Source organism: Desulfovibrio intestinivivus, assembly GCF_053570665.1.
Genome location: NZ_JBRBQT010000001.1, coordinates 1,584,168 through 1,607,524, shown reverse-complemented (window position 1 = coordinate 1,607,524; position 23,357 = coordinate 1,584,168). Strand labels below are relative to the sequence as shown.

The 23,357-nt window shown below is 60.3% G+C and carries 22 protein-coding genes and 1 tRNA gene; 4 read left to right on the top strand and 19 right to left on the bottom strand.

Translation table 11 applies throughout. The annotated features are described in order from the left end of the window. Positions 1–17 precede the first annotated feature (17 nt). Complete coding sequence (locus ACUZ9P_RS06895) at positions 18–950, top strand: LysR family transcriptional regulator (protein ID WP_449249154.1); 933 nt, start codon at positions 18–20, stop codon at positions 948–950. A gap of 197 nt (positions 951–1,147) precedes the next feature. On the opposite strand, the gene ACUZ9P_RS06890 is transcribed toward ACUZ9P_RS06895, so the two are convergent. The 14 genes from ACUZ9P_RS06890 to ACUZ9P_RS06825 form a co-directional block, all read right to left on the bottom strand. After that, positions 1,148–2,317, bottom strand: a complete 1,170-nt coding sequence (locus ACUZ9P_RS06890; protein ID WP_449249153.1) for a phosphoglycerate kinase — start codon at positions 2,315–2,317, stop codon at positions 1,148–1,150. Between the two features lie 44 nt (positions 2,318–2,361). Further along, on the bottom strand, positions 2,362–4,368 hold the full coding sequence (gene tkt, locus ACUZ9P_RS06885) for a transketolase (protein ID WP_449249152.1): 2,007 nt from the start codon (positions 4,366–4,368) through the stop codon (positions 2,362–2,364). Positions 4,369–4,379: 11 nt separating this feature from the next. Next, positions 4,380–5,099 (bottom strand): ribulose-phosphate 3-epimerase, encoded by a 720-nt coding sequence (gene rpe, locus ACUZ9P_RS06880; RefSeq protein WP_298992082.1) that lies wholly within the window; start codon positions 5,097–5,099, stop codon positions 4,380–4,382. A 104-nt stretch (positions 5,100–5,203) separates the two neighbouring features. Beyond that, positions 5,204–5,557 (bottom strand): MerR family transcriptional regulator, encoded by a 354-nt coding sequence (locus ACUZ9P_RS06875; RefSeq protein ID WP_449249151.1) that lies wholly within the window; start codon positions 5,555–5,557, stop codon positions 5,204–5,206. Positions 5,558–5,635: 78 nt separating this feature from the next. After that, positions 5,636–8,044 carry a phenylalanine--tRNA ligase subunit beta gene (gene pheT, locus ACUZ9P_RS06870; protein ID WP_449249150.1) on the bottom strand — a complete coding sequence of 803 codons (2,409 nt, stop codon included), beginning with the start codon at positions 8,042–8,044 and terminating at the stop codon, positions 5,636–5,638. Between the two features lie 30 nt (positions 8,045–8,074). Beyond that, complete coding sequence (locus ACUZ9P_RS06865; RefSeq protein WP_449249149.1) at positions 8,075–8,512, bottom strand: translation initiation factor IF-2; 438 nt, start codon at positions 8,510–8,512, stop codon at positions 8,075–8,077. Positions 8,513–8,518: 6 nt separating this feature from the next. Next, positions 8,519–9,556, bottom strand: coding sequence for a phenylalanine--tRNA ligase subunit alpha (gene pheS, locus ACUZ9P_RS06860; protein WP_298992093.1), 1,038 nt, complete (start codon positions 9,554–9,556; stop codon positions 8,519–8,521). 328 nt (positions 9,557–9,884) lie between these two features. After that, complete coding sequence (gene rplT / locus ACUZ9P_RS06855) at positions 9,885–10,238, bottom strand: 50S ribosomal protein L20 (RefSeq protein ID WP_022657790.1); 354 nt, start codon at positions 10,236–10,238, stop codon at positions 9,885–9,887. A 317-nt stretch (positions 10,239–10,555) separates the two neighbouring features. Continuing rightward, positions 10,556–10,753: a 50S ribosomal protein L35 gene (gene rpmI, locus ACUZ9P_RS06850; protein WP_022657789.1), complete on the bottom strand. Its 198-nt coding sequence runs from the start codon at positions 10,751–10,753 to the stop codon at positions 10,556–10,558. A 121-nt stretch (positions 10,754–10,874) separates the two neighbouring features. Continuing rightward, on the bottom strand, positions 10,875–11,411 hold the full coding sequence (infC, locus tag ACUZ9P_RS06845; protein WP_022657788.1) for a translation initiation factor IF-3: 537 nt from the start codon (positions 11,409–11,411) through the stop codon (positions 10,875–10,877). A 1-nt stretch (position 11,412) separates the two neighbouring features. Next, entirely contained in the window at positions 11,413–13,344 is a 1,932-nt protein-coding gene (thrS, locus tag ACUZ9P_RS06840) for a threonine--tRNA ligase (protein ID WP_449249148.1), read from the bottom strand. Between the two features lie 162 nt (positions 13,345–13,506). After that, positions 13,507–13,583: transfer RNA gene (locus ACUZ9P_RS06835), tRNA-Val, on the bottom strand. A 185-nt stretch (positions 13,584–13,768) separates the two neighbouring features. Beyond that, positions 13,769–15,136: a methylenetetrahydrofolate--tRNA-(uracil(54)-C(5))-methyltransferase (FADH(2)-oxidizing) TrmFO gene (gene trmFO / locus ACUZ9P_RS06830; RefSeq protein ID WP_449249147.1), complete on the bottom strand. Its 1,368-nt coding sequence runs from the start codon at positions 15,134–15,136 to the stop codon at positions 13,769–13,771. A gap of 179 nt (positions 15,137–15,315) precedes the next feature. Continuing rightward, positions 15,316–15,582, bottom strand: a complete 267-nt coding sequence (locus ACUZ9P_RS06825; protein WP_449249146.1) for a CD3324 family protein — start codon at positions 15,580–15,582, stop codon at positions 15,316–15,318. Between the two features lie 296 nt (positions 15,583–15,878). Here ACUZ9P_RS06825 and dut point away from each other — a divergent pair, with 296 nt between their 5' ends. The 3 genes from dut to ACUZ9P_RS06810 all read left to right on the top strand — a co-directional run bounded on the left by dut (position 15,879) and on the right by ACUZ9P_RS06810 (position 17,975). Further along, on the top strand, positions 15,879–16,349 hold the full coding sequence (gene dut / locus ACUZ9P_RS06820) for a dUTP diphosphatase (protein ID WP_449250240.1): 471 nt from the start codon (positions 15,879–15,881) through the stop codon (positions 16,347–16,349). 74 nt (positions 16,350–16,423) lie between these two features. Continuing rightward, complete coding sequence (locus ACUZ9P_RS06815) at positions 16,424–17,623, top strand: acetylornithine/succinylornithine family transaminase (protein WP_449249145.1); 1,200 nt, start codon at positions 16,424–16,426, stop codon at positions 17,621–17,623. Between the two features lie 130 nt (positions 17,624–17,753). Then, entirely contained in the window at positions 17,754–17,975 is a 222-nt protein-coding gene (locus tag ACUZ9P_RS06810) for a TraR/DksA family transcriptional regulator (RefSeq protein WP_022657782.1), read from the top strand. Between the two features lie 416 nt (positions 17,976–18,391). Here the strand turns inward: ACUZ9P_RS06810 and ACUZ9P_RS06805 are convergent, their stop codons facing one another. The 5 genes from ACUZ9P_RS06805 to ACUZ9P_RS06785 form a co-directional block, all read right to left on the bottom strand. Then, on the bottom strand, positions 18,392–19,396 hold the full coding sequence (locus tag ACUZ9P_RS06805; RefSeq protein WP_022657781.1) for an inorganic phosphate transporter: 1,005 nt from the start codon (positions 19,394–19,396) through the stop codon (positions 18,392–18,394). Continuing rightward, positions 19,389–20,018 (bottom strand): DUF47 domain-containing protein, encoded by a 630-nt coding sequence (locus ACUZ9P_RS06800; protein ID WP_022657780.1) that lies wholly within the window; start codon positions 20,016–20,018, stop codon positions 19,389–19,391. Before ACUZ9P_RS06800 ends, ACUZ9P_RS06805 begins: the two co-directional genes overlap by 8 nt. Before the next feature lie 377 nt (positions 20,019–20,395). Next, positions 20,396–21,502, bottom strand: a complete 1,107-nt coding sequence (locus tag ACUZ9P_RS06795) for a pseudouridine synthase (RefSeq protein ID WP_449249144.1) — start codon at positions 21,500–21,502, stop codon at positions 20,396–20,398. Continuing rightward, a complete protein-coding gene (locus tag ACUZ9P_RS06790) occupies positions 21,499–22,698 on the bottom strand; it encodes a GAK system CofD-like protein (protein ID WP_298992116.1) in 1,200 nt (399 codons plus the stop codon). Before ACUZ9P_RS06790 ends, ACUZ9P_RS06795 begins: the two co-directional genes overlap by 4 nt. Next, entirely contained in the window at positions 22,695–23,354 is a 660-nt protein-coding gene (locus ACUZ9P_RS06785; protein ID WP_449249143.1) for a 3'-5' exonuclease, read from the bottom strand. Before ACUZ9P_RS06785 ends, ACUZ9P_RS06790 begins: the two co-directional genes overlap by 4 nt. Positions 23,355–23,357: the final 3 nt, after the last annotated feature.

The following is a 23,357-nucleotide window of genomic DNA, read 5'->3' as shown; positions in this document are numbered from 1 at the left end:
TTAAGGCGGTCAGCGTTATGAAACTCCCGGCAGACACGCGCAGCATTACCCTTGAGCATATGAGGGCATTTATTGCCGTGGCCCACAGCCGCAGCTTTCAGAAAGCCGGGGAGCAGCTCTGCCGCAGCCAGTCGGCGGTGACGCAGTCAGTCAAAAAGCTGGAGGCGCACCTCAACTGCACACTGGTGGAGCGTGGCAACGGGCACACCTTTGGCCTCACCACGGCGGGGCAACGCATCTTGCCGGAACTGGAGGATATTCTGCTGCGCTTTGACGCGGTCTTGCGTGCAGCCCGGCAACCTGAATTGCGGGGGCGCATCACGGTGGGTATCCCGCCAAGTTTCAGCACGGTGGAATTGCAGGCAGCCGTGGCCCGCCTGCTGGCCCTGAACCCAGACCTTCAGATCGGTGTGATTTCGGCCATGTCTGCGGATATTGACCGCATGCTGGCAGACGGCAGCCTGGATGTGGCCCTGATCAACCAGTACCGCTTTGACAGCAGCCACGCGCCCGAGGGCATATTCGAGGTATTGGCGCAGCAGCCTCTGCACTGGGCCAGCGGCGGACACATTGAGCTTGCGCCAACCACGCCAGTGCCGCTGGCCACCTACAGCGAGGGCAGCCCCTGGCGCGCCGCCACGCTGGAAGCCCTCAATGCCGCAGGCAGAAGCTACGACTTTGCCTATGTGAGCGCCTCGTACGAAAGCCTGTGCAGTTCGGTGCTGGCGGGTTTTGGCATAACCGCCCTCCCCGATTGGGATATGGACGGACGCTTTGTCATCCTTGACGGCACGTGCGGCCTGCCACCCCTGCCGCAGGTGCGCACAGTGCTTAAAACCGCCGCGTCCAGCGCGGTGCTGCGGCAGTTTTGCGACTTCATCATGCAATTGCCGTTTTTTAAAAATCTGCGCCCTCGCCTGAGCGGCACGCAAAAAGCCCCCGAATCCTGAGATCCGGGGGCCTGAATCAGCTATGGACGCTGCCGCAAAGCGGCATGTACCAGGGTTTGTTAACTCTATGAGCAATTTTGTTCTCTGCCAAGGAAGGAAGCCTTTTTATGAAGGGAGTGTACTCCCTTCGGTACTCGACCGAAATAAAAAGGCTTCCTGACGCAGACAGAGGGCAAAAGAGCCATAGTGCACAGGCCCTAGCCTCTGTCTTCCAGCGCCGCCACAGAGGGCAGCACCTTGCCTTCCAGCAGTTCCAGCGATGCGCCGCCGCCGGTGGAGATATAGCCCATTTTTTCGGACAGGCCGTACTTTTCCACCGCAGCCACGGAATCACCGCCGCCCACCACCACAAAGGCCTTGGAATCAGCAAGATAGTGCGCCAGTGCCTTGGTGCCTTCGCCAAAGGGATCGGTTTCAAACGCGCCCACAGGGCCGTTCCACACCACGGTGGCAACCTTGGACAGCAGTTTTTTGTACTGCGCGATCGTGTCGCGGCCAACGTCCAGAATCATCTGGTCGGCGGGCACGTCGCCCACGGCGCGGGTTGTAGCCGCCTGACCGGGAGCCAGTTCCTCGGCGGTCACAACATCCACGGGCAGGGGCAGATCCCTGTTCAGGTTCTTGGCCTGCTCCATAATGCGCTTGGCCTCCGGCACCAGATCTTCCTCGTACAGCGACTTGCCGACCATGTATCCGGCAGCCGCAAGGAAGGTATTGGCAATGCCGCCGCCCACAATGAGCACATCCACTTTTTCCAGCAGGTTTTCCAGCAGGGCCAGCTTGGTGGACACCTTGGAACCGCCGATGATGGCTGCCAGCGGGCGGGCGGGATTGTTCAGCACCTTGGCAAAGGCATCCAGCTCCGCCTGAAGCAACGGCCCGGCGCAGGCAACCTTGGCAACGCGCACCGCGCCCTCGGTGGAGGCATGCGCGCGATGGGCCGCCCCAAAGGCGTCCATCACATATACATCACCCAGGGCGGCAAGCTGCGCGGCCAGGGCGGGGTCGTTCTTTTTCTCGCCCTTGAGAAAACGCACGTTCTCAAGCAGGGTCACCGTGCCGGGAGCCGCCTTGGCTTCTTCCAGCGTGGCAACGAGGGCAACGGGCTTGCCCAGCAGCTCGGAGAGGCGGGCGGCCACGGGCTTAAGGGAGAACTGCTCTTCATACTGCCCTTCTGTAGGGCGGCCCAGATGCGAAAGCAGCACCACGCCTGCGCCTTTTTCAAGGGCCGTGGTAATGGTGGGCAGCGAAGCGCGGATGCGCTTGTCGTTGGATACCTGTCCGTCCTTCATGGGCACGTTCAGGTCTTCGCGAATCACAACGGTTTTGCCGGTCAGGTCCAGATCCTGCATTTTCTTGATGGGCATATGCGTTCTCCCTGTAAGAGGATTTGCTTCGTTCTGTCGGCCAGTTACTTCCCAAGCTGCCGGAAAAGGCCTTCCGCCACTTCCAGCACATGCGCCACGGTAAAGCCCAGACGCTCAAAAATGATCTTGGCAGGGGCGGAAGCGCCAAAGCGCTCCATGCCCACCACCGCGCCGTCCAGGCCCACGTACTTGCGCCAGTAATCCGCAGCGGCGGCTTCAATGGCAATGCGGGCGCGCACGCCACGGGGCAGTACGCTTTCCTTGTAGGCCGCGTCCTGCGCGTCAAAAATCTCAGCGCAGGGCATGGAGACCACGCGGGCCTTGCGGCCATCTGCGGTAAGCTGGTCAGCGGCTTCAAGGGCAAGCGACACTTCTGAACCAGTGGCGATAAGGATGATCTCGGGTGTACCTTCGCAGTCGCGCAGCACATAGCCGCCGCGCGCAATGGCTTCCACCTGGGCGGCATTGCGCTGGCAGAAAGGCAGGTTCTGGCGCGAGAGCGAAAGACCGGTGGGCGTATGGACGCTTTCAAGGGCGCTGCGCCAGGCCACGGCGGTTTCCACCGTGTCGCAGGGACGCCACAGATTGAAATTGGGCATGAGGCGCAGCATGCCGAGCTGTTCCACAGGCTGGTGCGTGGGGCCGTCTTCGCCCACGCCGATGGAGTCGTGCGTCAGCACCCACACGGCGCGGATGCCCATGATGGCGGCCAAGCGCAGGGCGTTCTTGGCCTGATCGGCAAAGGACATGAACGTGCCCGCGTAGGGGATGAACCCGCCGTGCAGGGCAAAGCCGTTCATGATGGCGCTCATGCCGAATTCGCGCACGCCGTAGGAAACATAGTTGCCCTTGTGGGTCTGCACGTCCATATGCTCGGAGGCGCTGGTCAGCGTACCCACGGAGCCGGTGAGGTCGGCGGAGCCGCCCACAAGTTCGGGCAGTCGGGGCACGAGGCATTCAAGGGTTTTCTTGGAGGCCACGCGCGTTGCCGTGGTTTCGGCCTTGCTCACGGCTTCTTCAATCATGCCGCGCGCTATGGCGGCCCAGTCTTCGGGCAGTTCGCCGCGCATACGGCGGGTAAATTCAGCGGCAAGCTCGGGATTGGCCTTGGCGTAGGCGGCATAGGTATGCTCCCAGGCGGCCTCGGCAGTCTTGCCCTTTTCACGCGCGTCCCACGCGGAATACAGATCCTGCGGCACGGTAAAGGGTTCTTCGTTCCAGCCCAGAGCCGCGCGGGTGGCTGCAATGCCATCGTCGCCAAGGGGCGAACCGTGGCAGGAGGCGGAATCGGCCTTGGGCGAACCAAAACCAATGTGGGTGCGGCAGATGATCAGGCTGGGACGGCTGTGGTCGGCCTTGGCCTCAGCAATGGCGGCGTCCAGTGAGGCGGCGTCATGCCCGTTGATGGGACCGATGACCTGCCAGTGGTAAGCGCGGAAGCGGGCCGCCACGTCTTCGTTGAACCAGCCGTCAATCTTGCCGTCAATGGAAATACCGTTGGAGTCATAAAGGGCAATGAGCTTGCCCAGGCCCCAGGTGCCAGCCAACGAGCAGGCTTCGTGCGAAACGCCTTCCATGAGGCAGCCGTCGCCCGTGAACACATAGGTGTGGTGATCCACAACCGTGTGCTCGGGAGTGTTGTAGCGGGCGGCCAGCATGCTTTCGGCCAGCGCCATGCCCACGGCGGAAGAAATACCCTGCCCCAGCGGGCCAGTGGTCATTTCAATACCCAGATCAGGCTCGTATTCGGGGTGCCCTGCGGTTTTGGCTCCCCACTGGCGGAAATTGCGCAGTTCCTCCATGGGCAGATCATAGCCCGTGAGGTGCAGCAAGGCGTAGAGCAGCATGGAGGCATGGCCGTTGGAAAGCACAAAGCGGTCGCGGTCAAACCAGCGGGGGTTGCTCGGATTGTGCTTGAAACCATGACGCCACAGGGCTTCGGCCATGTCGGCCATACCCAGAGGTGCGCCGGGGTGGCCGGAGCGGGCTTTTTCAATGGCGTCCATGGCAAGGGCGCGGATGGCATTGGCGCACTGTCTGCGGGTGGGCATGACTCTTTCCTCTATTTTTGCGTGATATGGTTGGCGGCGCGGCGTCTCAGGGCATCTTCCGCATGGCGGGGCGTTCTGCCCGCAAGCGGAGCCATAAAGGCGGCAAGCCGTTTGTCGTAAGGTTTGTGGCCAAAAAAGGCCGAGCCGGATACAAGAACTTCCGCCCCGGCGTCCACAAGTTGGGCCGTGTTTTCGGGGCATACGCCGCCGTCAATCTGGATGAGCGCCTCTGCCCCGCCGTTGGCGTCAAGCATCTGCCGGGCGGCGCGGATTTTGTCGAACGTGGCGGGGATGAATGCCTGACCCGAAAAACCGGGGTTCACGCTCATGAGCAGCAGCATGTCCATATCCGCCGCCAGCCAGCGTGCAGCATTCACATCCGTGCCGGGGTTGAGGGCAAGCCCCGCCTTGCAACCCATGGCCCGGATGGCCGTGAGCGTGCGCTGCGGGTGCTTGTCGGCCTCGGCATGGATGACCAGCATGTCTGCCCCGGCCTTGTGGAAGTCGGCAATATAGCGGGCCGGATCATTCACCATGAGGTGCACGTCAAAAAAAAGCCCGCTGACAGACCGTAGAGCCTTTATCAGCGGGGGACCAAAGGTGATGTTGGGCACAAAAGCCCCGTCCATCACGTCCAGATGCAGCCAGGTGACTCCGGCGGCCTCAAGGGCGCCAAGCTCTTCGGCCAGACGGGCAAAATCGGCAGACAGCAATGAGGGCGATAAGATCATGATTATATCGGGGTGAGCGTGTTTGCGGGGGAGGGCCACCAACAGAAAGGGTCGCCTCCCCCGCGTCCCTTCCCTGAAATATTCTTACACCAGCAGGCCGCAGCCTATTTTTCGCTGAGCAGGCGGCGTAACGAGATCAGCTCCCGCTGGAGCATGCGCATAAAATTCGGGTCCGGCACCGCGGCCACGCGTTCGGGCAGGCTTTCATCCACCACGGCGCTGCCCGCAAGTACGCGGCGCGCGCCTTCAATGGTCATGCCCTGCTCGTGCAACAACTGCCGGATACGCCTCAAGAGGGCCACGTTTTCTTCCGTGTACAGGCGCTGCCCCTTACCGGTGCGCAGCGGCGCCAACTGGGGAAACTCCGTTTCCCAGAAGCGCAACACATGGGTTTTGAGGTCGAGCAGTTCTGCGACCTCACCTATGCGGTAGGTATTGTCGGGCGTGTGGTCCGACATGTCATACCCCTCCTGACACTCTCTGAAAATGTGCCGGAATTGCGCAGGCCCGAAAAAGCCGGGCCTGCGCGCACTGTGTTAGATCTTTACGCCCAGAGCGCTTACAAGCGACTGTGCCACCTTCTCCCGCTCCTTGTCCACTTCCGTATCCTTGAGAGTACGCTCCGCATGGCGGAACGTGAGCCGGAAGGTCAGGTTGCGCAAGGGTTCCCCGCCCTGCTCCGTCTTGGGTTCAAAACAGTCGACCAGAGTCACTCCGTCCAGCAAAGGCAGCTTGAGCCCCTGCACGTGGGCAGTGATGTCGGCCACCTTGAGGCCCGGCCCGGCAGTCACGGTAATGTCGCGCCGCACGGGCGGATACACCGGCAGGGGCGCAAAGCGCACCGTGGCGGCATCGTGCAGTTCGCGCAGGATGTCGAGGTTCATTTCAGCCAGCCACACGTCCTTGCGGGCGTGGTATTCATCGGCCATGGCGGGTTTGACCCGGCCCATGAAGCCCACGGCGCGGCCATCCACAAAGATATTCACGCAGGGCAGCAAAAAGGCATGCTCCTGAGCCAGTTCATAGATGGGCGCTCCAAGATGCAGATAGTGCAACAGGTTTTCCACCACGCCCTTGAGGTCGGCATAATCCATGTCGCCCTCAGCCTGAGGCCAGGCCGTGTCGTAGCGCGCGCCATACAGGAGCACGCCCAGCATGCCCGTTTCGCGGGCGGTGGTTTCAGAGGAGGCGTCAGCTTCAAAAATATTGGCAAGTTCAAACAGCCGCAGACCCTGCGCTCCCTGAGCGAGGTTGTTGCGCAGATCGTACATGAGGCCGGGGGCCAGAGCGGTGCGCAGGGCATCCTGCTCCGCCGAGAGCGGGTTCATGATGGAAATGCGGCCCTCGCGCGGCATGGCAAGGTGATCCATGTCCTTGTGGCCCACAAAGCTGTAGTTCACGGCCTCGTTGAGGCCGAGGCCAGCGCCCCAGTGCTTGAGGCGCGACCAGAATCCGTAACGGGATTCCGGCTCGCCTGCGCGGTCGAGGTTGCGGGCAATGGCGGGCAACACGGGGGCAATGGTATCCAGCCCGTGCACGCGGCCCACTTCTTCGATCAGATCAGCCTCGCGGGTGAGGTCGGGCCGCCAGGAGGGCTGGCTGACGCGCCACACGGGGCTGCTTTCGCCCTTGTCCACATTGCAGCCCATGCCGGTGAGCACTTTTTCGTCAAAGTCCGCGCCAAGCTGCACGCCCAGCAGGGAATCGGCCCGCGCCGGGCGGAATTCAATGCTGGCCGCCTTGAAGGGGCGTGGCTCGTTGATGGAAAGGCCGCGCTGCACACGCCCGCCGCTGACGGCGGCCATCATGGCGCAGGCGCGGTCAAGCGCCCACACGGTGCGCTGCTGGTCGATGCCGCGCTCAAAGCGGTAGGATGCTTCGGACGAGAGACCCAGACGGCGTGATGTTTTGCGGATGGTGGCGGGCTTGAAGACCGCACTTTCCAGAAACACATTGGTGCTGGTATCGGAAATTTCGCTGTTCAGGCCGCCCATAACGCCAGCAAGAGCCACGGCGCGAGCGCCGTCGCGGATGCAGAGGTCGGCTGCGGTGAGCGCACGTTCCTGCCCGTCAAGGGTGGTGAAGGTATCGCCTTCCTGCGCGCGGCGCACCACGATGCGGCCGCCTTCCAGCTTGTCCATGTCAAAGGAGTGCAAGGGCTGACCGTATTCAAACAGAATATAGTTGGTCACGTCCACGATATTGGAAATGGGGCGCACACCCACGGCATGCAGGCGGTGACGCAGGCGCATGGGCGAAGGCCCGATCTTGACGCCCGTGATGACGCGGCCGGAATACAGCCAGCAGTGCTCGGGGTCATCAATATCAATGGGCACCAGCACTTCTGCGCCGGAGTCCAGCTCCAGCGGCAGCTCGGGGATGGAGAGCGGCAGGTTGCAGGCCAGGGCGGTTTCACGCGCAAGGCCAAGCACTGAAAGGCAGTCGGCGCGGTTGGGCGTGATGGAAATATCCAGCACTTCGCGGTCAAGCTCAAGCTGCTCCACCAGAGGTTTGCCCACCACAAAACTTTCGGGCAGCACCATGATGCCGGTGTGGTCTTCGGTCAGGCCCAGTTCGCGCTCGGAGCAGATCATGCCAAAGGATTGCGCGCCGCGCAGCTTGGCCTTTTTGATCACCATGCCATCGGGCATCTTGGTGCCCACCAGGGCCACAGGCACTTTCTGGCCCGCAGCAACGTTGGGTGCGCCGCAAACGATATCAAGCAGCTCGCCCTGCCCGGCGTCCACCTTGCAGACGTGCAGATGGTCGGATTCCGGATGATTGTCGCACGAAACCACATGCCCCACCACAATGGAGCTTATGGCATCGTAGGGCCGGCTGATGTCTTCCAGCTCAAGGCCGAGCATGGTCAGGCGGTCGCCCAGCGCCTCAGCCGTTCCTTCATACGGAGTAAATTCACGCAGCCATGAAAGTGAGAGCAGCATAGTTCGTCCTGTTTCCGCGCCTTGGCGTGGTTATTTGAAACTCCAGGCAGGAGTCTGATTTTGCGGATCGGGCAGTGGGCGCTCGTAGCGCTCGCTCTGGCCCGCGCCCACACCGTAGGCCCCAGGTCTTGGGCGCTTGGGAGCGGGTTTTTCTTCCGGCTGGCGGTCGTCAATGGTGTTGCCGTAAGCGTCCGTATAGCCCATGCCGCCTTCTGCCGTGCGCCCTGCGTTCTTGCTGGGCAAGGTTTCGATGCGCTTGGGTTCACCCGGCGCATCCATGCCCGAATGACGCGGGGTGTAGGCTGAGGCGGCGTGAGCTTCATCCGCCGCCAGCCAGCACGGACTGCCGGGCAACAGGGATGCCGCCGCCAACAGGCCCAGCAATACAATACACACGGGCAAGGCCGTAAGGCGGCCTGCGCGCATGCGGGCATTGCTGCCAGATATGGGGCTCATGACGCTGGGCATAGTGTCCTACCGGGCAAACTGGCCAAGGAAGCGCACGTCGTTTTCAAAAAACATCCGCAGATCGCCAATGCCGTACTTGAGCATGGTCACGCGTTCCACGCCCATGCCAAAGGCAAAGCCGCTGACGTCCGCAGGATAGCCCACGGCTTCAAACACGGCAGGATCGACCATGCCGCAACCAAGGATTTCAACCCAGCCCGTGGTTTTGCACACGCGGCAGGGCGCATCGCCAATGTGGCCCTTGCCGCCGCACATGCAGCAGGAGATGTCCACTTCTGCCGAAGGTTCGGTAAAGGGGAAGAAGCTGGGGCGGAAGCGCACTTGGGTTTCAGCTCCAAAGACCGCGCGCACAAAGGCTGTGAGCGTGCCGCGCAGATGGGCCATGCTGATGCCCTCGCCCACCATGAGGCCTTCGATCTGATGGAACATGGGGGTGTGGGTGAGGTCGCTGTCGCGCCGGTACACCTTGCCGGGGGCAATGACGGCCAGAGGAGGCTTGCGCGCCAGCATGGTGCGGGCCTGCACGGGCGAGGTGTGCGTGCGCATGAGCACCTTTTCGGTGACATACAGGGTATCCTGCATGTCGCGGGCGGGATGCTCGGGCGGCATGTTCAGGGCTTCAAAATTGTAGTAGTCGATTTCCACTTCCGGGCCGGAAGCCACGTCAAAGCCCAAATTTTGAAAAATCTGGCAGATTTCTTCCGTCACCAGAGTGGTGGGATGCAGGCTGCCGCGCCAGGGCGCGCGACCGGGGACGGAAGGATCGAAACGGCGCAGCGCTTCGGCCTCTCGCCCGGCCTCAAGAGCGGCCTTGCGGGCTTCAAACAGGGCGTTGCAGCGCTCTTTGACGCTATTGGCGGTCTGGCCCACGGCGGGGCGCTCTGCCGGGGCCAACGAGGGCAACTGGGCCATGATCTGGGCTATGCGGCCCTTGCGGCCCAGAACATCCACGCGCAAAGCCTCAAGGGCATCCAACGAAGAAGCCTGGCCCAGACCTTTTTCAAGTTCGGGAACCAGGCTTTCCAGTGCAGAAATCAGATCCATAGCGGATATCCCAATGCCGCGCGGCGCGGCTTTTTGTTAAGGGAGGCGCAGAAAAACGGAAATGACGGCACCCGCTCTCGGTCAAGCCAGACGGCCCTGCCCTGCGGAACATCCTGCCATTTCTGCGGCCTGCGCATCCTCACGGCATGAATTCGCCCTGCCCGCCAGGCAATCCCCGGCGATACAAAAAAATCAAGGCGCGGACGGCGCTTGTGCACCGCCCGCGCCTTATACCATGCAAGGCCCCGCTCCCGCAAGCCGCTCTGCGCCCTATAAGACACAGGCGTCGCTGCCAGGAGGTCTCCCTCCGGCGCGGGGAGCACCGCTCTTAATTCAGAGCGGCCTTGGCCAGATCGACGATCTTGGCGAAGTCGTCCTTGTGATACACGGCAAGGTCAGCCAGAACCTTGCGGTTCAGTTCAATGCCAGCCAGCTTGAGGCCGTGCATGAAACGGCTGTAGGAAAGACCGCTCAGACGCGCGCCGGCGTTGATGCGGAGAATCCACAGAGTGCGGAAATCGCGTTTCCTCAGCTTGCGGCCCACATAGGAATACTGCATCGAGCGTTCCACAGCCTCGCGCGCGGTGCGGTACAGACGGCTGCGACCACCACGAAAACCCTTGGCTGCGTTCAAATATTTCTTATGACGACGATGACTTGCAAGACCTCTCTTCACACGCATATGCGTTGCCTCCTTCTCCCAACTAGGCGGAGGAATGCCCGTTGGGGAGCGTAAAAAACTTCAGGCTCTCGAATGTGAGACGCGGATTGAACGTCAGTCGCGGCTCCGCATGCGCCGCCGATGCCGTAGCATCGCGCTGAATTACCTTTTCCCGTCAGAATTTGCCTTTTGCACTGCAGCTCTCGCTGCAATTTGCGCAGGATTTTTACTTGCGGACAAGAAAGCCAAGCGGCGCGCCGAAGCGGAGCATAGCTGTCTATGTGACCGAGGCGCGCCCGCGTAGGCTGCCGCAGTCAGCAAGCAAAAAGACAAGCAAATTAGCCGTTGGGCAGCATCCGGCGCACAGCCTTTTCATTGGTCTGATCCACCAGGGTGGACTGACCCAAGCGCATTTTGCGGCTGGCGGCCTTCTTGGTCAGAATGTGGCGCAGGTTCTGGCGGCGACGCTTGAACTTGCCGCTGCCGGTCTGCGAAAAACGCTTGGCGGCGGAACGCCGGGTTTTGATCTTGGGCATGGCGTACTCCTTAAAAACGTATACACTCGGACGCCGTTTTACGGGCGCACCGAGGGAAGGGCATAATGCCCCAAAGCACCGAACCACGCAAGGGGAAATTCACATCCCCCGCACAGACGGCCTACGACTGCTTTTTGGGCACCAGCATCATCTGCAAGGTGCGGCCTTCAGCGCGGGCTTCCTGATCCACCTTGGCGATATCGGCAAGGTCTTGCACAACCCGTTCAAGAATGGCCATGCCGCGATCTTTATGCACAATTTCGCGGCCCCTGAAAAACACCGTAATCTTACAGCGGTCACCCTCTTCAAGAAAACGGCGGATGTGGCGGACCTTGGTTTCGTAATCATGGTCATCGGTTTTGGGACGAACCTTGATTTCCTTAATCTGCACCACGGCCTGCCGCTTTTTGGCTTCCTGCTTCTTTTTCTGCTGTTCGTACTTGAACTTGCCGTAGTCCATTATGCGACAAACGGGCGGTTCAGAAGTGGAAGCCACTTCCACAAGATCCATGCCGGCTTCTTTGGCCCGGTCAATAGCATCGTTGCGTTGCAGAATTCCAAGCTGCTCGCCATCGGCGGCGATCACGCGCACTTCACGGGCGCGGATCATCTCGTTGCGACGCACGCCGTCCTGTGGCATGTCGCGACGGAATCTCATATTAGGCGAAGCTATAGCGCATCCCTCCTTGTTTGAAAGGCTCTTCGGCATCCGTCCGGATCAGCGCGGCGATTTCCGCTACGGATTTGAGCCCCATATTGTCCCCATTGCGCAGGCGCACATTGGCGCCGCCCGCCTGCACTTCTTTTTCCCCCACCACCAGAATATACGGAACCTTGGCCAGCTGCGCCTCGCGCACCTTGAAGCCCAGTTTCTCGTTGCGGGTATCGGCGGTGGCGCGAATGCCCATCGCCTTGAGTTCTTCGCACATTTTGAGGGTGGCTTCATCGCCCGCTTCCGTCACGGTAAGCAGACGGGCCTGCTCGGGCGCAAGCCATGTGGGCAGTGCACCGGCAAAGTTCTCAACGAGAATGCCGATGAACCGCTCAAGCGACCCCATGATAGCCCGGTGCACCATGACCGGGCGGTGCTTTTCGCCGTCCTGCCCCACATAGGTGAGGTCAAAACGCTCCGGCAGGGTAAAATCAACCTGTATCGTTGAGCATTGCCATTCACGGCCAATGCAGTCAAGCAGTCGCACGTCAATTTTGGGGCCGTAGAACGCGCCGTCGCCCTCATTAATCTCATAGGGCAGTCCGGCCTTTTCCACAGCCTTGGTGAGCGCGTTGGTGGCAAGCTCCCACGCTTCGTCCGTGCCGATGCTGCTCTCGGGCCGGGTGGAAACGGCAACCTTGTACTGGAAGCCGAAGAGATTCATGAGGTCGCGGATAAGATGGATGACCTCAAGAATTTCACCCTCAAGCTGCTCGGGCGCGCACAGAATATGGGCATCGTCCTGCGTGAACTGGCGCACGCGCAACAACCCGTGCAGCACGCCGCTCTTTTCGTGGCGGTGCACCACGCCCAGTTCAAAATAACGCTGGGGCAGATCGCGGTAGCTGTGCAACTCGTTGCCGTAAATGAGCATATGCGAGATGCAGTTCATGGGCTTGACGCCGTAGGCGTCTTCCTCGATCTGCGTAAAATACATATTTTCGCGGTAGTGGTCGTAGTGGCCGGATTTCTGCCACGTTTCCACGCGCAGCAACTGCGGCCCCTGCACGATTTCGTATCCGCGCTTGAGATGCTCGCGCCGCCAGAAGTCTTCAAGAATGGTACGCACCATCATGCCTCTGGGCAACCAGAAGACCATGCCGGGGGCCACATCTTCCTTGAAGGTGAAGAGGCTCAACTCGCGGCCAAGCTTGCGGTGGTCGCGGCGCTTGGCTTCTTCAAGCTGCTTCAGGTAGGCGTCCAGAGCTTTCTGGTCGGCAAAGGCAGTGCCGTAAATGCGTGAAAGCATGCGGTTCTTTTCATCACCGCGCCAATAGGCCCCGGCCACGCTCATGAGCTTTGCCGCCTTGGCAAAACCCGTGTGCGGCACGTGGGGGCCACGGCACAGATCAGTGAAATCTCCGCAGGTATAGAGCGACACCGTGTCGGCATCGATGCTCTCAATCAGCTCAACCTTGTAAGCTTCGCCCATATTGCGGAACACTTCAACAGCTTCCGCCTTGGGCAGCACCTTGCAGGTGAAGGGTTTGCGCGCATCGGCAATACGCTGCATTTCCGCTTCGATAGCGGGGAAATCTTCGCTGGAAAAGGGCTTTTCCACGTCAAAGTCGTAGTAAAATCCGGTGTCGATGGAGGGGCCGATAGTGACCTTGGCAGTGGGGAAGAGACGCTTGACCGCCGCCGCCATGACGTGGGCGGTGGAATGGCGGATCATTTGCAGCCCCTCGGGCGAGTCGGCGTACACGGGCGCAAGCTCGACGCAGCCAGCAGGCAGGGGGGCGGAAAGATCCAGCAGAGCGCCGTTATCGGCGCGTGCGGCCACAGCCGCCTTGAACTTTTTGCCGCTCAAGGCTTTTTGCAGGACAGAAGCAACGGAGTCACCGGCTTCCACCATCTGCCCTTCCACACGGACTTCCATGAAAAGCTCCTTACAAAAATACCCGGAGGCACATAAAACAAAGTGGGGAGGTAAACCTCCCCACTGCGCCGAATCCGGTCTTCGGGTCGCATCAAGCGACCTGTGCTATGGGCGGGGCCAAGGCCTTCCGCCGTTTAGGGGAACTATCCCCGAAGAGTCATTTGGTAGGAACGAACAGACTTGAACTGTTGACCCCTTCCGTGTCAAGGAAGTGCTCTAGCCACCTGAGCTACGCTCCTACATGAGGCAAGCGGTTATATAGCTACTCCCCATGCCGCCGTCAACACTTTTTTGACACATTGCCGCAATTTATCTCTGAAACCCTGATAGATGCGCCATGTGCCTGCGTGTGTGCAGCCGGAGAAATCATTGCAACCACGTGCATCAAATATCATTACAAAAAACGCGAGCCTCTGCAAGCACCTTAAATAGCGCCTGCCTCGCGCTGCGCCGCGAGCCATTCGCCGAATGTTTCCTGCGCGCGGGCGGAATACAGGGCCTTGCGATCTTTTTTGCGCGCCCTTTCACCCAGTTCCGGCACAAGGCCGAAGTGCGCGTTGGAGGGCTGAAAATGCTTTACCGGCGTGCGCAGATGATTGAGCAGCCCGCCAAGAGCGCTTTCCACCGGCGGATGCGGCAATTCAAGACCACGTGCGCGGGCATTGAGCAGCAGGGCCAGCCATAGGCCGCTGGCGGCTGATTCCACATAGCCCTCCACCCCTGTGATCTGCCCCGCAAGATACACGCCGGGCCGCGCACGCAGCGACAAATCCGGGGCCAGCACGTCAGGCGCGTTCACATAGGTATTGCGGTGCATACTGCCAAAGCGCGCAAACTCCGCATTTTCCAAACCCGGCACCAGCCGGAACACGCGGGCCTGCTCGCCCTGGGTCAGCTTGGTCTGGCAGCCCACAAGGTTGCAGGTTTCGCTGTTGGCCTTTTCTGCCCGCAGTTGCAGAATGGCCCAAGGTCTGCGCCCTGTACGCGGGTCCACAAACCCCACAGGTTTAAGAGGGCCAAAGGTCAGGGTGCGCGGGCCGCGCTCGGCAAGGGCCTCCACAGGCATACAGCCTTCAAAATGCTTTTCCTGCTCAAATTCGTGGGTAGAAACTTTTTGCGCTTCCAGCAAGGCCGCATAAAAAACATCGTATTCGTCGCGGCTCATGGGGCAGTTGAGATAGTCGCCCTCACCATCGGCCTCGCCGTTTTCCTGCCCATAGCGGGAGGCACGGAACACCACATCCATATTAAGTGAGTGCGTCCACACAATGGGCGCGATGGCGTCATAAAAATAGCAGTGCTTTGCGCCCACAGCTTCTGCCAGCGAGGCGGAAAGCGCCTCTGAGGCCATTGGTCCGGCAGCCAGCACCACTGCCCCGCCCTCGCCCGTAAAGGGCGCGAGCACCGGGTCATCCAGCGATGTCACCTGATGTTCCACCATGGTGATATTGGCCTGCGCGGCCACGCGTTCGGTCATGGCGCGGGCAAAAGCCTCGCGGTCAACGGCCAGCGCCTTGCCAGCGGGTACGCGGTGGGCATCGGCCAGTTCCATAAAATCACTGCCCAGAGCGCGCATTTCGGCCTTGAGCAGGCCCACGCCGGATGTGAGTTCATCTGACCGCAGGGAGTTGGAGCATACAAGTTCGGCCAGATGCTCGCTGATATGGGCAGCCGACCTGTGGCCCGGCTTTTGTTCAAACAGGGTTACGGAGTGACCAGCGCGGGCCAGATGCAGGGCGCATTCGCACCCGGCGAGGCCGCCGCCAACTACGGCTATGGACATAATCTGCATATATTCTCCTTGCCGCGCAGCTTGAAAGAAATCCCGTCTGATGGCAAGCCCGCCCGCTTCTTACCCAACAAAAAGCGCCCCGACACGTCAGGGCGCTGAAGGCAAACAAATACATTCCTGCGAGCATGACCACAACAGCCGGAACAATCCTGTGCAGCTGCCGCCAGTCTCCGTTGGCCTCAGTTCAAGGCCGCAAGAATTTTGTAGACCGCTTTTTCGGAAAGAAAATACCGTTCCGCCAGTTGCGCAACAGACCAGCCCGCCTTGCGCCGCGCAGCCATCTCGGTGTTTCTGGCAGCACGGACGGCACGGTTGGGGGCGGTTTCTCCCCAGTGTTTTCTGTTTTCTTCCTTGCGGGGAATGTACAGGTATTCCCCGTCAACATATTCCTGTACGGCCCGCAACAAGTGTTGCGGCAGAACTTTAGTCGCTTTTTTATAGCCCATAATGCTTCCTCCCGATGAAATGTCAGGACGGAGCAAGGGCTATTGCCTAAACAATCAAGCTGTTATGCAATAGCCCCTGCTATGCATAACGGGCAGAATCCTGGTACGTGTACATCCAATAATCCTGTTGAGTGTTGATAATAGATTTTCTGTATACACAGCAAAATGCCAAGTCAACAGGGTTGCGCCCCAATCCGGCTCTTGCCCCCAACGGAAAGCTGCGCTAGTAACAACCGATGCGCGACGACCACTCACAGCAGCACACCGCCGAAAAGGCAAACGACCTCCACGAGGGCATGGCCCCCGTGGACATTGCGTTTGTGCGCCCCGGCGCGCGTGAACTCTATGCCCAGGGGCAGGATGATTTTCTTGCTCCCGCCACCAGCCAGTCGGCAGGCATGGATCTGCGCGCCTGCCTTGATACGCCCGAAGCGGCTATTCCCGCCGGGGGCAGGCTCAAGGTAAGCACGGGCATCAGTGTGCAGCCCCGCGCGGTTGGCATTGCCGGTTTTGTTTACTCGCGCAGCGGCCTTGGCGCGCGCGACGGCATAACCGTCGCCCAGGGCGTCGGCATCATCGACCCGGACTATACCGGGGAAATTCTGGTGTTCCTTCTGAACACCTCCGGCCAGGAGCGCCGCATCCAGAACGGCGAGCGCGTGGCCCAGCTCATTTTTCAGCCCTTTGTGCGACCGCGATGGCGTGAAGTTACGGAACTGTCTGCCACAGAGCGCGGTTCCGGCGGTTTCGGTCACACCGGGCGCTGATACTCTGCGCTGGCAACCGCCAGCGACTTTCATCCATTCCACCATTCATACGTTCACCGAGAAGGAGTTTGTCCATGTCACAAGCCTTTGCCGCCGTGAAAGCCGGGGAAGAGAGCCTGCTCTGCCGTTCCTACAGCCGTTACCCGCTGGCTATCGTGCGAGGCAAGGGCGCGCGACTCTGGGATGTGGACGGCAAGGAATATGTCGATCTGCTGGCGGGCATTGCCGTAACGGCCCTTGGCCACTGCAATGATGAAATCTGCGCCGCCCTTGAGGCCCAGTCGCACAAGCTCTGGCACGTGAGCAACCTGTTTTATCAGGAAGAACAGCTTGAACTGGCGAGGCTGCTGCTCTCAACGAGCCACCACAGCAAGGCCTTTTTCTGCAACTCCGGTGCGGAAGCCAACGAGGCCTGCATAAAGCTGGCGCGCCGCTACATGCGTAGCGTGAAAAAGCGCGATGCCTATGAAATCATCACCCTTGAGGGCTGCTTTCATGGCCGCACGCTCGGATCACTGGCAGCCACTGGGCGCGAAAGCCTGAGCAATGGCTTTACCCCCCTGCCCGAGGGCTTCAAGCAGGTTCCGGCCAACGACCTTGCAGCGATGGAAGCCGCCATCACCCCCGCCACCGCCGCTGTGCTGGTTGAAGTGGTGCAGGGCGAAGGCGGCATTGTGCCCCTGCCCGCAGACTATCTGCACGCTGTTGAGGCCCTGTGCCGCAAGCACGACATCCTCTTTATGTGCGATGAAGTGCAGGCGGGCCTGTGCCGTACCGGCAAGTTCTGGGCCTTCCAGACCTGCGGCCTCACGCCCGACATCATCAGCATGGCCAAATCGCTCGCCAACGGCCTGCCCATGGGCGCCATGCTGGCAACGGACGAAGTCGCGCAGGGCTTTGAGGCAGGCAGCCACGCCACCACCTTTGGCGGCGGCGCGCTTGTTTCCGCTGTGGCGGCCAAGACGGTTGAAATCATGCTGCGCGACAAGCTGGCAGACCGCGCCAGCACTCTGGGCGAGCACATGAAGGCCCAGCTGGCCGCGCTCCAACAGCGCGTTCCCGGAAAAATCCGCGAAGTGCGCGGCATTGGCCTCATGCTGGGTATTGAGCTGACCGTTTCAGGCAAGGATGTGTGGGAAGAACTGCTGCGCCGGGGCTTCATATGCAATCTGAGCCACGGCATCACCCTGCGCCTCCTGCCGCCCCTGAACATTGAGCAGGCGGATCTGGACAGCTTTGTGACCACGCTTGAAGACATTTTGAAGACTTTTTAAAAAAATCGACCTGTCCGGGTCTTTACAGAAGCACGATTGTACACTACATAGGGCTTCCTGAAAATATTCTGCAAAAATTACGGCAACCCCGCTCTGCGGGGTTGCCGCTTGCTTTACACAAGGAGTACTCATGGACGTTTTTGATCAGGCTACCGAGCTGGAGCGCCTTGACCGCGAATCAGCCCTCTTGCGGGCCCGTGCCGCTGTGGATCGCGGCGGCCCGGAATGGATCAACGGCGTAGCCTGCTGCCGTGAATGCGGTGACCCCATCCCCGCCAAGCGCCTTGAAGCCCTGCCCGGTGTTGGCTTGTGTCGTGCCTGCCAGGAAGAACGCGAAGGCAGCCGCGACTAACCTGCACTGGATGCCCTTGCGGCCCAGCCGCTGGCGCACCTTGCGTGATAAGGCCTGCGCGGCTCCGACACCCCCCGGCGATATCTGCATGTGCAGCGCGCCCGCACACCGGCGAGCGCGCACTGATTGCGCTCGGCTTTTGATCCTGCCAGCGTGACGGCACCATTTGCGCGCAATTTTCTCTCCCTCTGCAAGCCCTTCCATCTCCGCAATCATTGCGGCATGCCCCGGACATTCTTGTTCTGACCAGAACTTGATGCTCACTGGCTGTATCAGGCAGACAAATGGAAGCCTACGGCACTACGCGTACACCCTGAAATAAAAAACCCTGTCCCGGCAGATCGCGGGGACAGGGTTTTTGAATGGTCTCTCACGCAAGGCGGGCGCAGGGCCAACGCATTGCGTGCCAAGTCCGATCAGTTCCAGATAAAATGCAGCAGCCAGTAGGAAACAAACCCCACGCCTGCCGCAGCGGGCAAGGTGAGGACCCATGCGGTCACCAGATTTGCGGCCACATTCCAGCGCACTGCTGAAAGCCTTTTGGAAGACCCCACACCAAAAATGCAGGCGGATATGGTGTGCGTGGTGCTGACCGGGGCACCCATGAGGGATGCGCCGGTGATGACCAGGGCGGCGGAGCTTTCCGCAGCAAAGCCGTGCACCGGCTCCAGCTTGAAAATACGGTGCCCCATTGTCTTAACAATCTTCCAGCCGCCAACGGCGGTGCCAAGAGCCATGGCCCCGGCGCAGGAAAGCTTGACCCACAACGGCACTTCCACCGTGTCAATCTTGCCAAAAATCATCAGGGCCAGGGTGACGATGCCCATGGTCTTCTGGGCATCGTTGAGGCCGTGGCTGGTGGCCATAAGCGCGGCTGACAGCAGCTGCAGACGCCGGAACGAGGCATTGACCTTACGACGGTGTATATTTCCGCAGATCCAGTAAATGATCCACATGCAGCAAAAACCCATTGCGTAGCCAGCCAGAGGCGAGGCCACAAGGGGCACCAGCACCTTGTCCCAGATGCCCTTGGCGTTCAGTGCGCTGAAGCCCGCATCTGCTACAGCCGCGCCGATAAGCCCGCCAATCAGGGCGTGGGACGACGATGAGGGGATGCCGAAATACCAGGTTATGCAGTTCCAGGTGATGGCCCCCACCAGGGCGGCCAGCACAAGCACATGGCTGCCCTCCACCACCTGCGGCAAAACAATGCCGCTGCCCAGTGTTTTTGCCACTTCAGTACCAAGCAGTGCCCCGCCAAGATTGAGCAGGGCCGCAGCGCCCACCGCAAAACGCGGCGTCACCACCTTGGTGGAAACCACGGTGGCAATGGCATTGGCGCAGTCGTGCGCGCCATTGGTGAAGTCGAACACCAGGGCTACCAGCACAATGAGCGCCAGCAGCACGGGGATATCAAACATTTTTCAGCACCGCTTCTTCAATGGTTTCCGCCAGCGCATTGACCTGCTCAAGCAGGATGTTCATGCGCTCATAGGCCTGACTCCACTTGAGCACCCGCATGAGAGCCTTGCTTGTCAGCTCCTGATGCTCGTCCATCAGTTCCGCCAGGCCCACGGCCAGCACCATATCGCATTCGCTGCGCAGGCCGCGAAAAGCACGGGTCTTGTGGCAGTCGCGCCGATTGGCGAGGCCAGCAAGCATCTCATAGGTCAGCTCAAGCATGGCGCTGATGGTGCGCGCCATCTGCAAGGCGGGAAAACGGATTGAGGCAAATTCAAAAATATGCAGCCGCGTGCTCAGGCTGTGCAGGCAGTCCATGCACTCTTCCTGTTCCTGGTTGATGCGCAGGATGTCCTCGCGGTCGATGGGCGTGATAAACGTCTGGGAAAGCGCCCGGATGATCTTGCTGTGCAGCAGGTCGGCCTCTTCTTCCAGAAAGGCGATTTCCTTGTGCACGTGATCCATGTTGGAAACGTCTTCCAGCATGTTTACCAGCAGGGCGGACATGCGGCGCAGCAGATCGTTCTGCTCGTTGAGCATGGCAAAAAACGGAGCGGATTTGGGCAGTAGAGCAGGAAACATCCTTTCTCCTTGAACTGGTTGCAAGCGCGGAGCGCCACGAATGGTAGCTGTTTGCGCAGGCATTGCCCGGGCGCGCAGCTTCCGGGGGCGAGCAGAGCATCACTTCGCCAACCCGTTTGACCTCTTCCGTTTATACCGGGCAGAACTTTGTGCCAAGAGAAAACAGGGCGTCAAATTAAACTTTTCAATGAGTAAAAAAGAAATCAAATCATAGCGGTATGTTATGAGGTCATTTTTTTGCGCATTTCCGCGGCTGACGCGACTTTTCGCGGGAAAATTCCGTGATAGATTGAGCGCACAATCTATAATACGGCGCTGCCTGGCGCGCAATACTTTGCTACGTGAACTTGAGGAAAAACAACCAACCTGAGAAAAGCTCAGTCGACAGATGTCAGCCATTCCAAAACTTGCCGGGCAACAGCTTCTGGCAAAAAAGACCAGGGGGGCGGCATGACGCAGTTTGTCCCCGGCAGCAGCAGGCAGCCGTGGTGCAGATAGAACGTGCCGTGGGATGTTTGAGCTTCAGCTTCGGGATCTTTGTCTGCGTAGAGGGGATCGTTCCACAGGGGGTGCCCCACAGCGGCGGCATGCGCGCGGATCTGATGGCGCGCGCCACGCCGGATGCGGCACCCGGCCAGGGTCAGCCCTGCACGGTGGAACTGTGGATCCATTTTGAGGGCGAGTTGCGGCAGGTCGTCCCCTTCAAAATAATGCAGGGGCGTAAAATTCGTCCAGCGTGTGCAGCCGGCATCGCGATCAAGCACGCGGCTTTTGCTGCGCTTGTCCGTGCGCAGGGCAAAAGTCACGGTAAAATTTTCTTCCAGCCGCCCGGCCAAAAGCGCAATATAACGCTTTTCACAGCGTCCAGCCGCCTCGGCCAATCGGAAAGTCTTGGCCGCCTGCGGGGAAAGCGCCGCGCACACAATGCCAGAAGTGCCGTGATCAAGGCGCTGCATCAACTGAGGGGGCACAGCCTCCGCACTCATATCCGCACCATCTTGAGGGCCAGCCTCAGTGCAGCCCTGCCCTGCCAGCAACTGCGGCAGCATGCTCTCCAGGCTGGGCATGTTGCCGCCTGTTAATGCGGCAGTGTGCAAGCCCACGGGCTTGTAAAAAAAGCAGAACTCGCCCTGCCGCTCCAAAAGCCTGGGCAAAGTTTCAAAATTCGCATCTGCAGGGCATGCGTCAGTATCGACCGCGTCAACAACGGCGTTCTGGGTCTGCTGGTCAGCGGTCGGCGCATCCGCCAGCGAAACCACATCGCCTTTACGCAAACGTTGCGCTGCCTTGCAGGAGCGCCCATTGACGAGCACCTGCCCACTTTCAATGCTGCGCTTGCGCCCCCGCAGGCCCATCTGCGGCAGCAGCAAGGTCAGGGCATAGTCCAGCCTCTGGCCGATCATGTCTGCACCGGAAGCTTCAAACTGTTTTGCAGTCGCTTGCTGCGCCTCGATGCAAGACACGGGGGGAGTTTCATTGTTCACAGGGTCACCGAACTGCCGGGAACAAGCTCCAGCAGGGCTTTGGCGGTTAATTCCGGCACATGGCGCTGCGGATCATTTTCGTAGACCATGTGTTTTTCTACCAGCCGCACACCCAGTTGGGCGAGGGCGTCACGTTCACCAGCATCAAGCCCGCCCTCGTAGCGACCATTACGGGCATCAACCAGCACGGTCTGCAACAGGGCCTCGGCGGGGGCGTCGGGGGCGTCTTCACGCAGATGGCGCAAGATCATGGCTGTCTGCCCCGCCACGGTCAGCCCGTGCAGTTCGACGTCTGTTCCGGTATTGGGAATAAAAATTTTCGGGCACTCTACGGCAGCCACGGCACGGCCTACATTCTGGGGCAACAAGTTGGCAAGCACGCTGGTGTAAAAACTGCCCATGGGATAGCAGATGGCTGCCGCCGAACGCAGGTAAGCCACCGAGGCCGGGGCAAGAGGCGGGCGGCAAGGGATTTGCAGTTTTTCTGCCTGCTCGGATCCCCGGCCTGGTTCGTGCACGGTGAGGAACAGCCGCCGCACTGCTCCGCTGAGATTTTTAAAGCGGTGCTGGCCCACCACAAGAGAGCCGTCTTCCAGCTCTGCCGCCAGATGCAGGCTTTCGCTCACAATGGGCAGTACCACGCCGCGCGTTTGCAGCAACCGACTGAGAAAAGCCATGACCGGGCCAAACACCCGCTTGTGGTGCAGGTAGCCCCCGGCCAGGATCAGATTGCCCAGGCAGGCGCGGAAGGGGTCGAAATCTTCGGGCATGCGTTGCAGAAAAAAATTGAGATGCAGACGCAACGCATCTGCAAACAGCGGCGGCATCGCCGCCCATGCGGGATGCTCCCCGCTGCCCATGGCGCGCAACTGTTGGCGCAGTTCGTGCGGATCGTTGCATTCCGCCGACTGTTCCGGCAGCCTGCTGGCGCAGAATTCCATTACCGAGGCGGGCACAACCGCGCTGTCGGCCAGTGCCAGCAAACGGTTACGGATGTCGCCCACGGCAGGCATGGCAAAGCTGCGGCGCAGAGCAGCAGAACTGCCACCGGAATCAAAGGGCGTGACAAGATGAACGGAATTGTGGGTGTAGTGGATCAGTTCACGGCTCAGATCGCGCAGAGCCGTGCCGCCCGTAAAAAAAACCAGTCTGGGGCCAAGGGGCGGAAAGCAGAACAGCGAAGCACTTTCGCTCACACGGAGCTCCCCGCTGCCAGGGCATCGTTGCACGGCACGTCCTCGGACGCGCTGCGACAGGAGGGAATGAGCCCCATTTCGCACATGCGCAAAAAAATCAGCCGTCCGATCCAGGCATCGGTGGCGGCGTAGGCAATCTGACGCGGGGTCAGCTCCATGAGGCTCCAGTTAGAGCACTGCGAACCTTTGGAAATACGCCAGCCAAAAAAATTAGCCGCAAGGGTGCGCAACCCCTGACTGGGCATTTTGTGCGCACGGGCCACTCCGCCAAGATCCACAAGCCCCGCGGGCTCAAAGTCATGCAGGCGGGCAAGATCACGCATATCGTCGCGGATGCCCACACCAGCCTTGACCTGATCGGGATTTGCCAGAACTTCGACCACATGCGGCCCGAACGGCAAAAAGGCCAACTGCACCAGATACACGGCATTGGCCGTGGCAAGCTGGATCAAAGCCGGAAAATTGCGGCGTCCCTTGCGAAAGGAAGGCCGTGTCTCCGTATCAAATCCAAGCAAATCTGCGGATCGCAGATCCGGCAGCGCATTTTTCCAGTCCTCCAGGGTGCGAATAACCTGCACTGGCCCTTCGTAATGAAAAAGGGGCATGCCGTTGATTTCTTCGCAACTCAGCCTGCGGCGCAAAACGTCCATATCCATAGG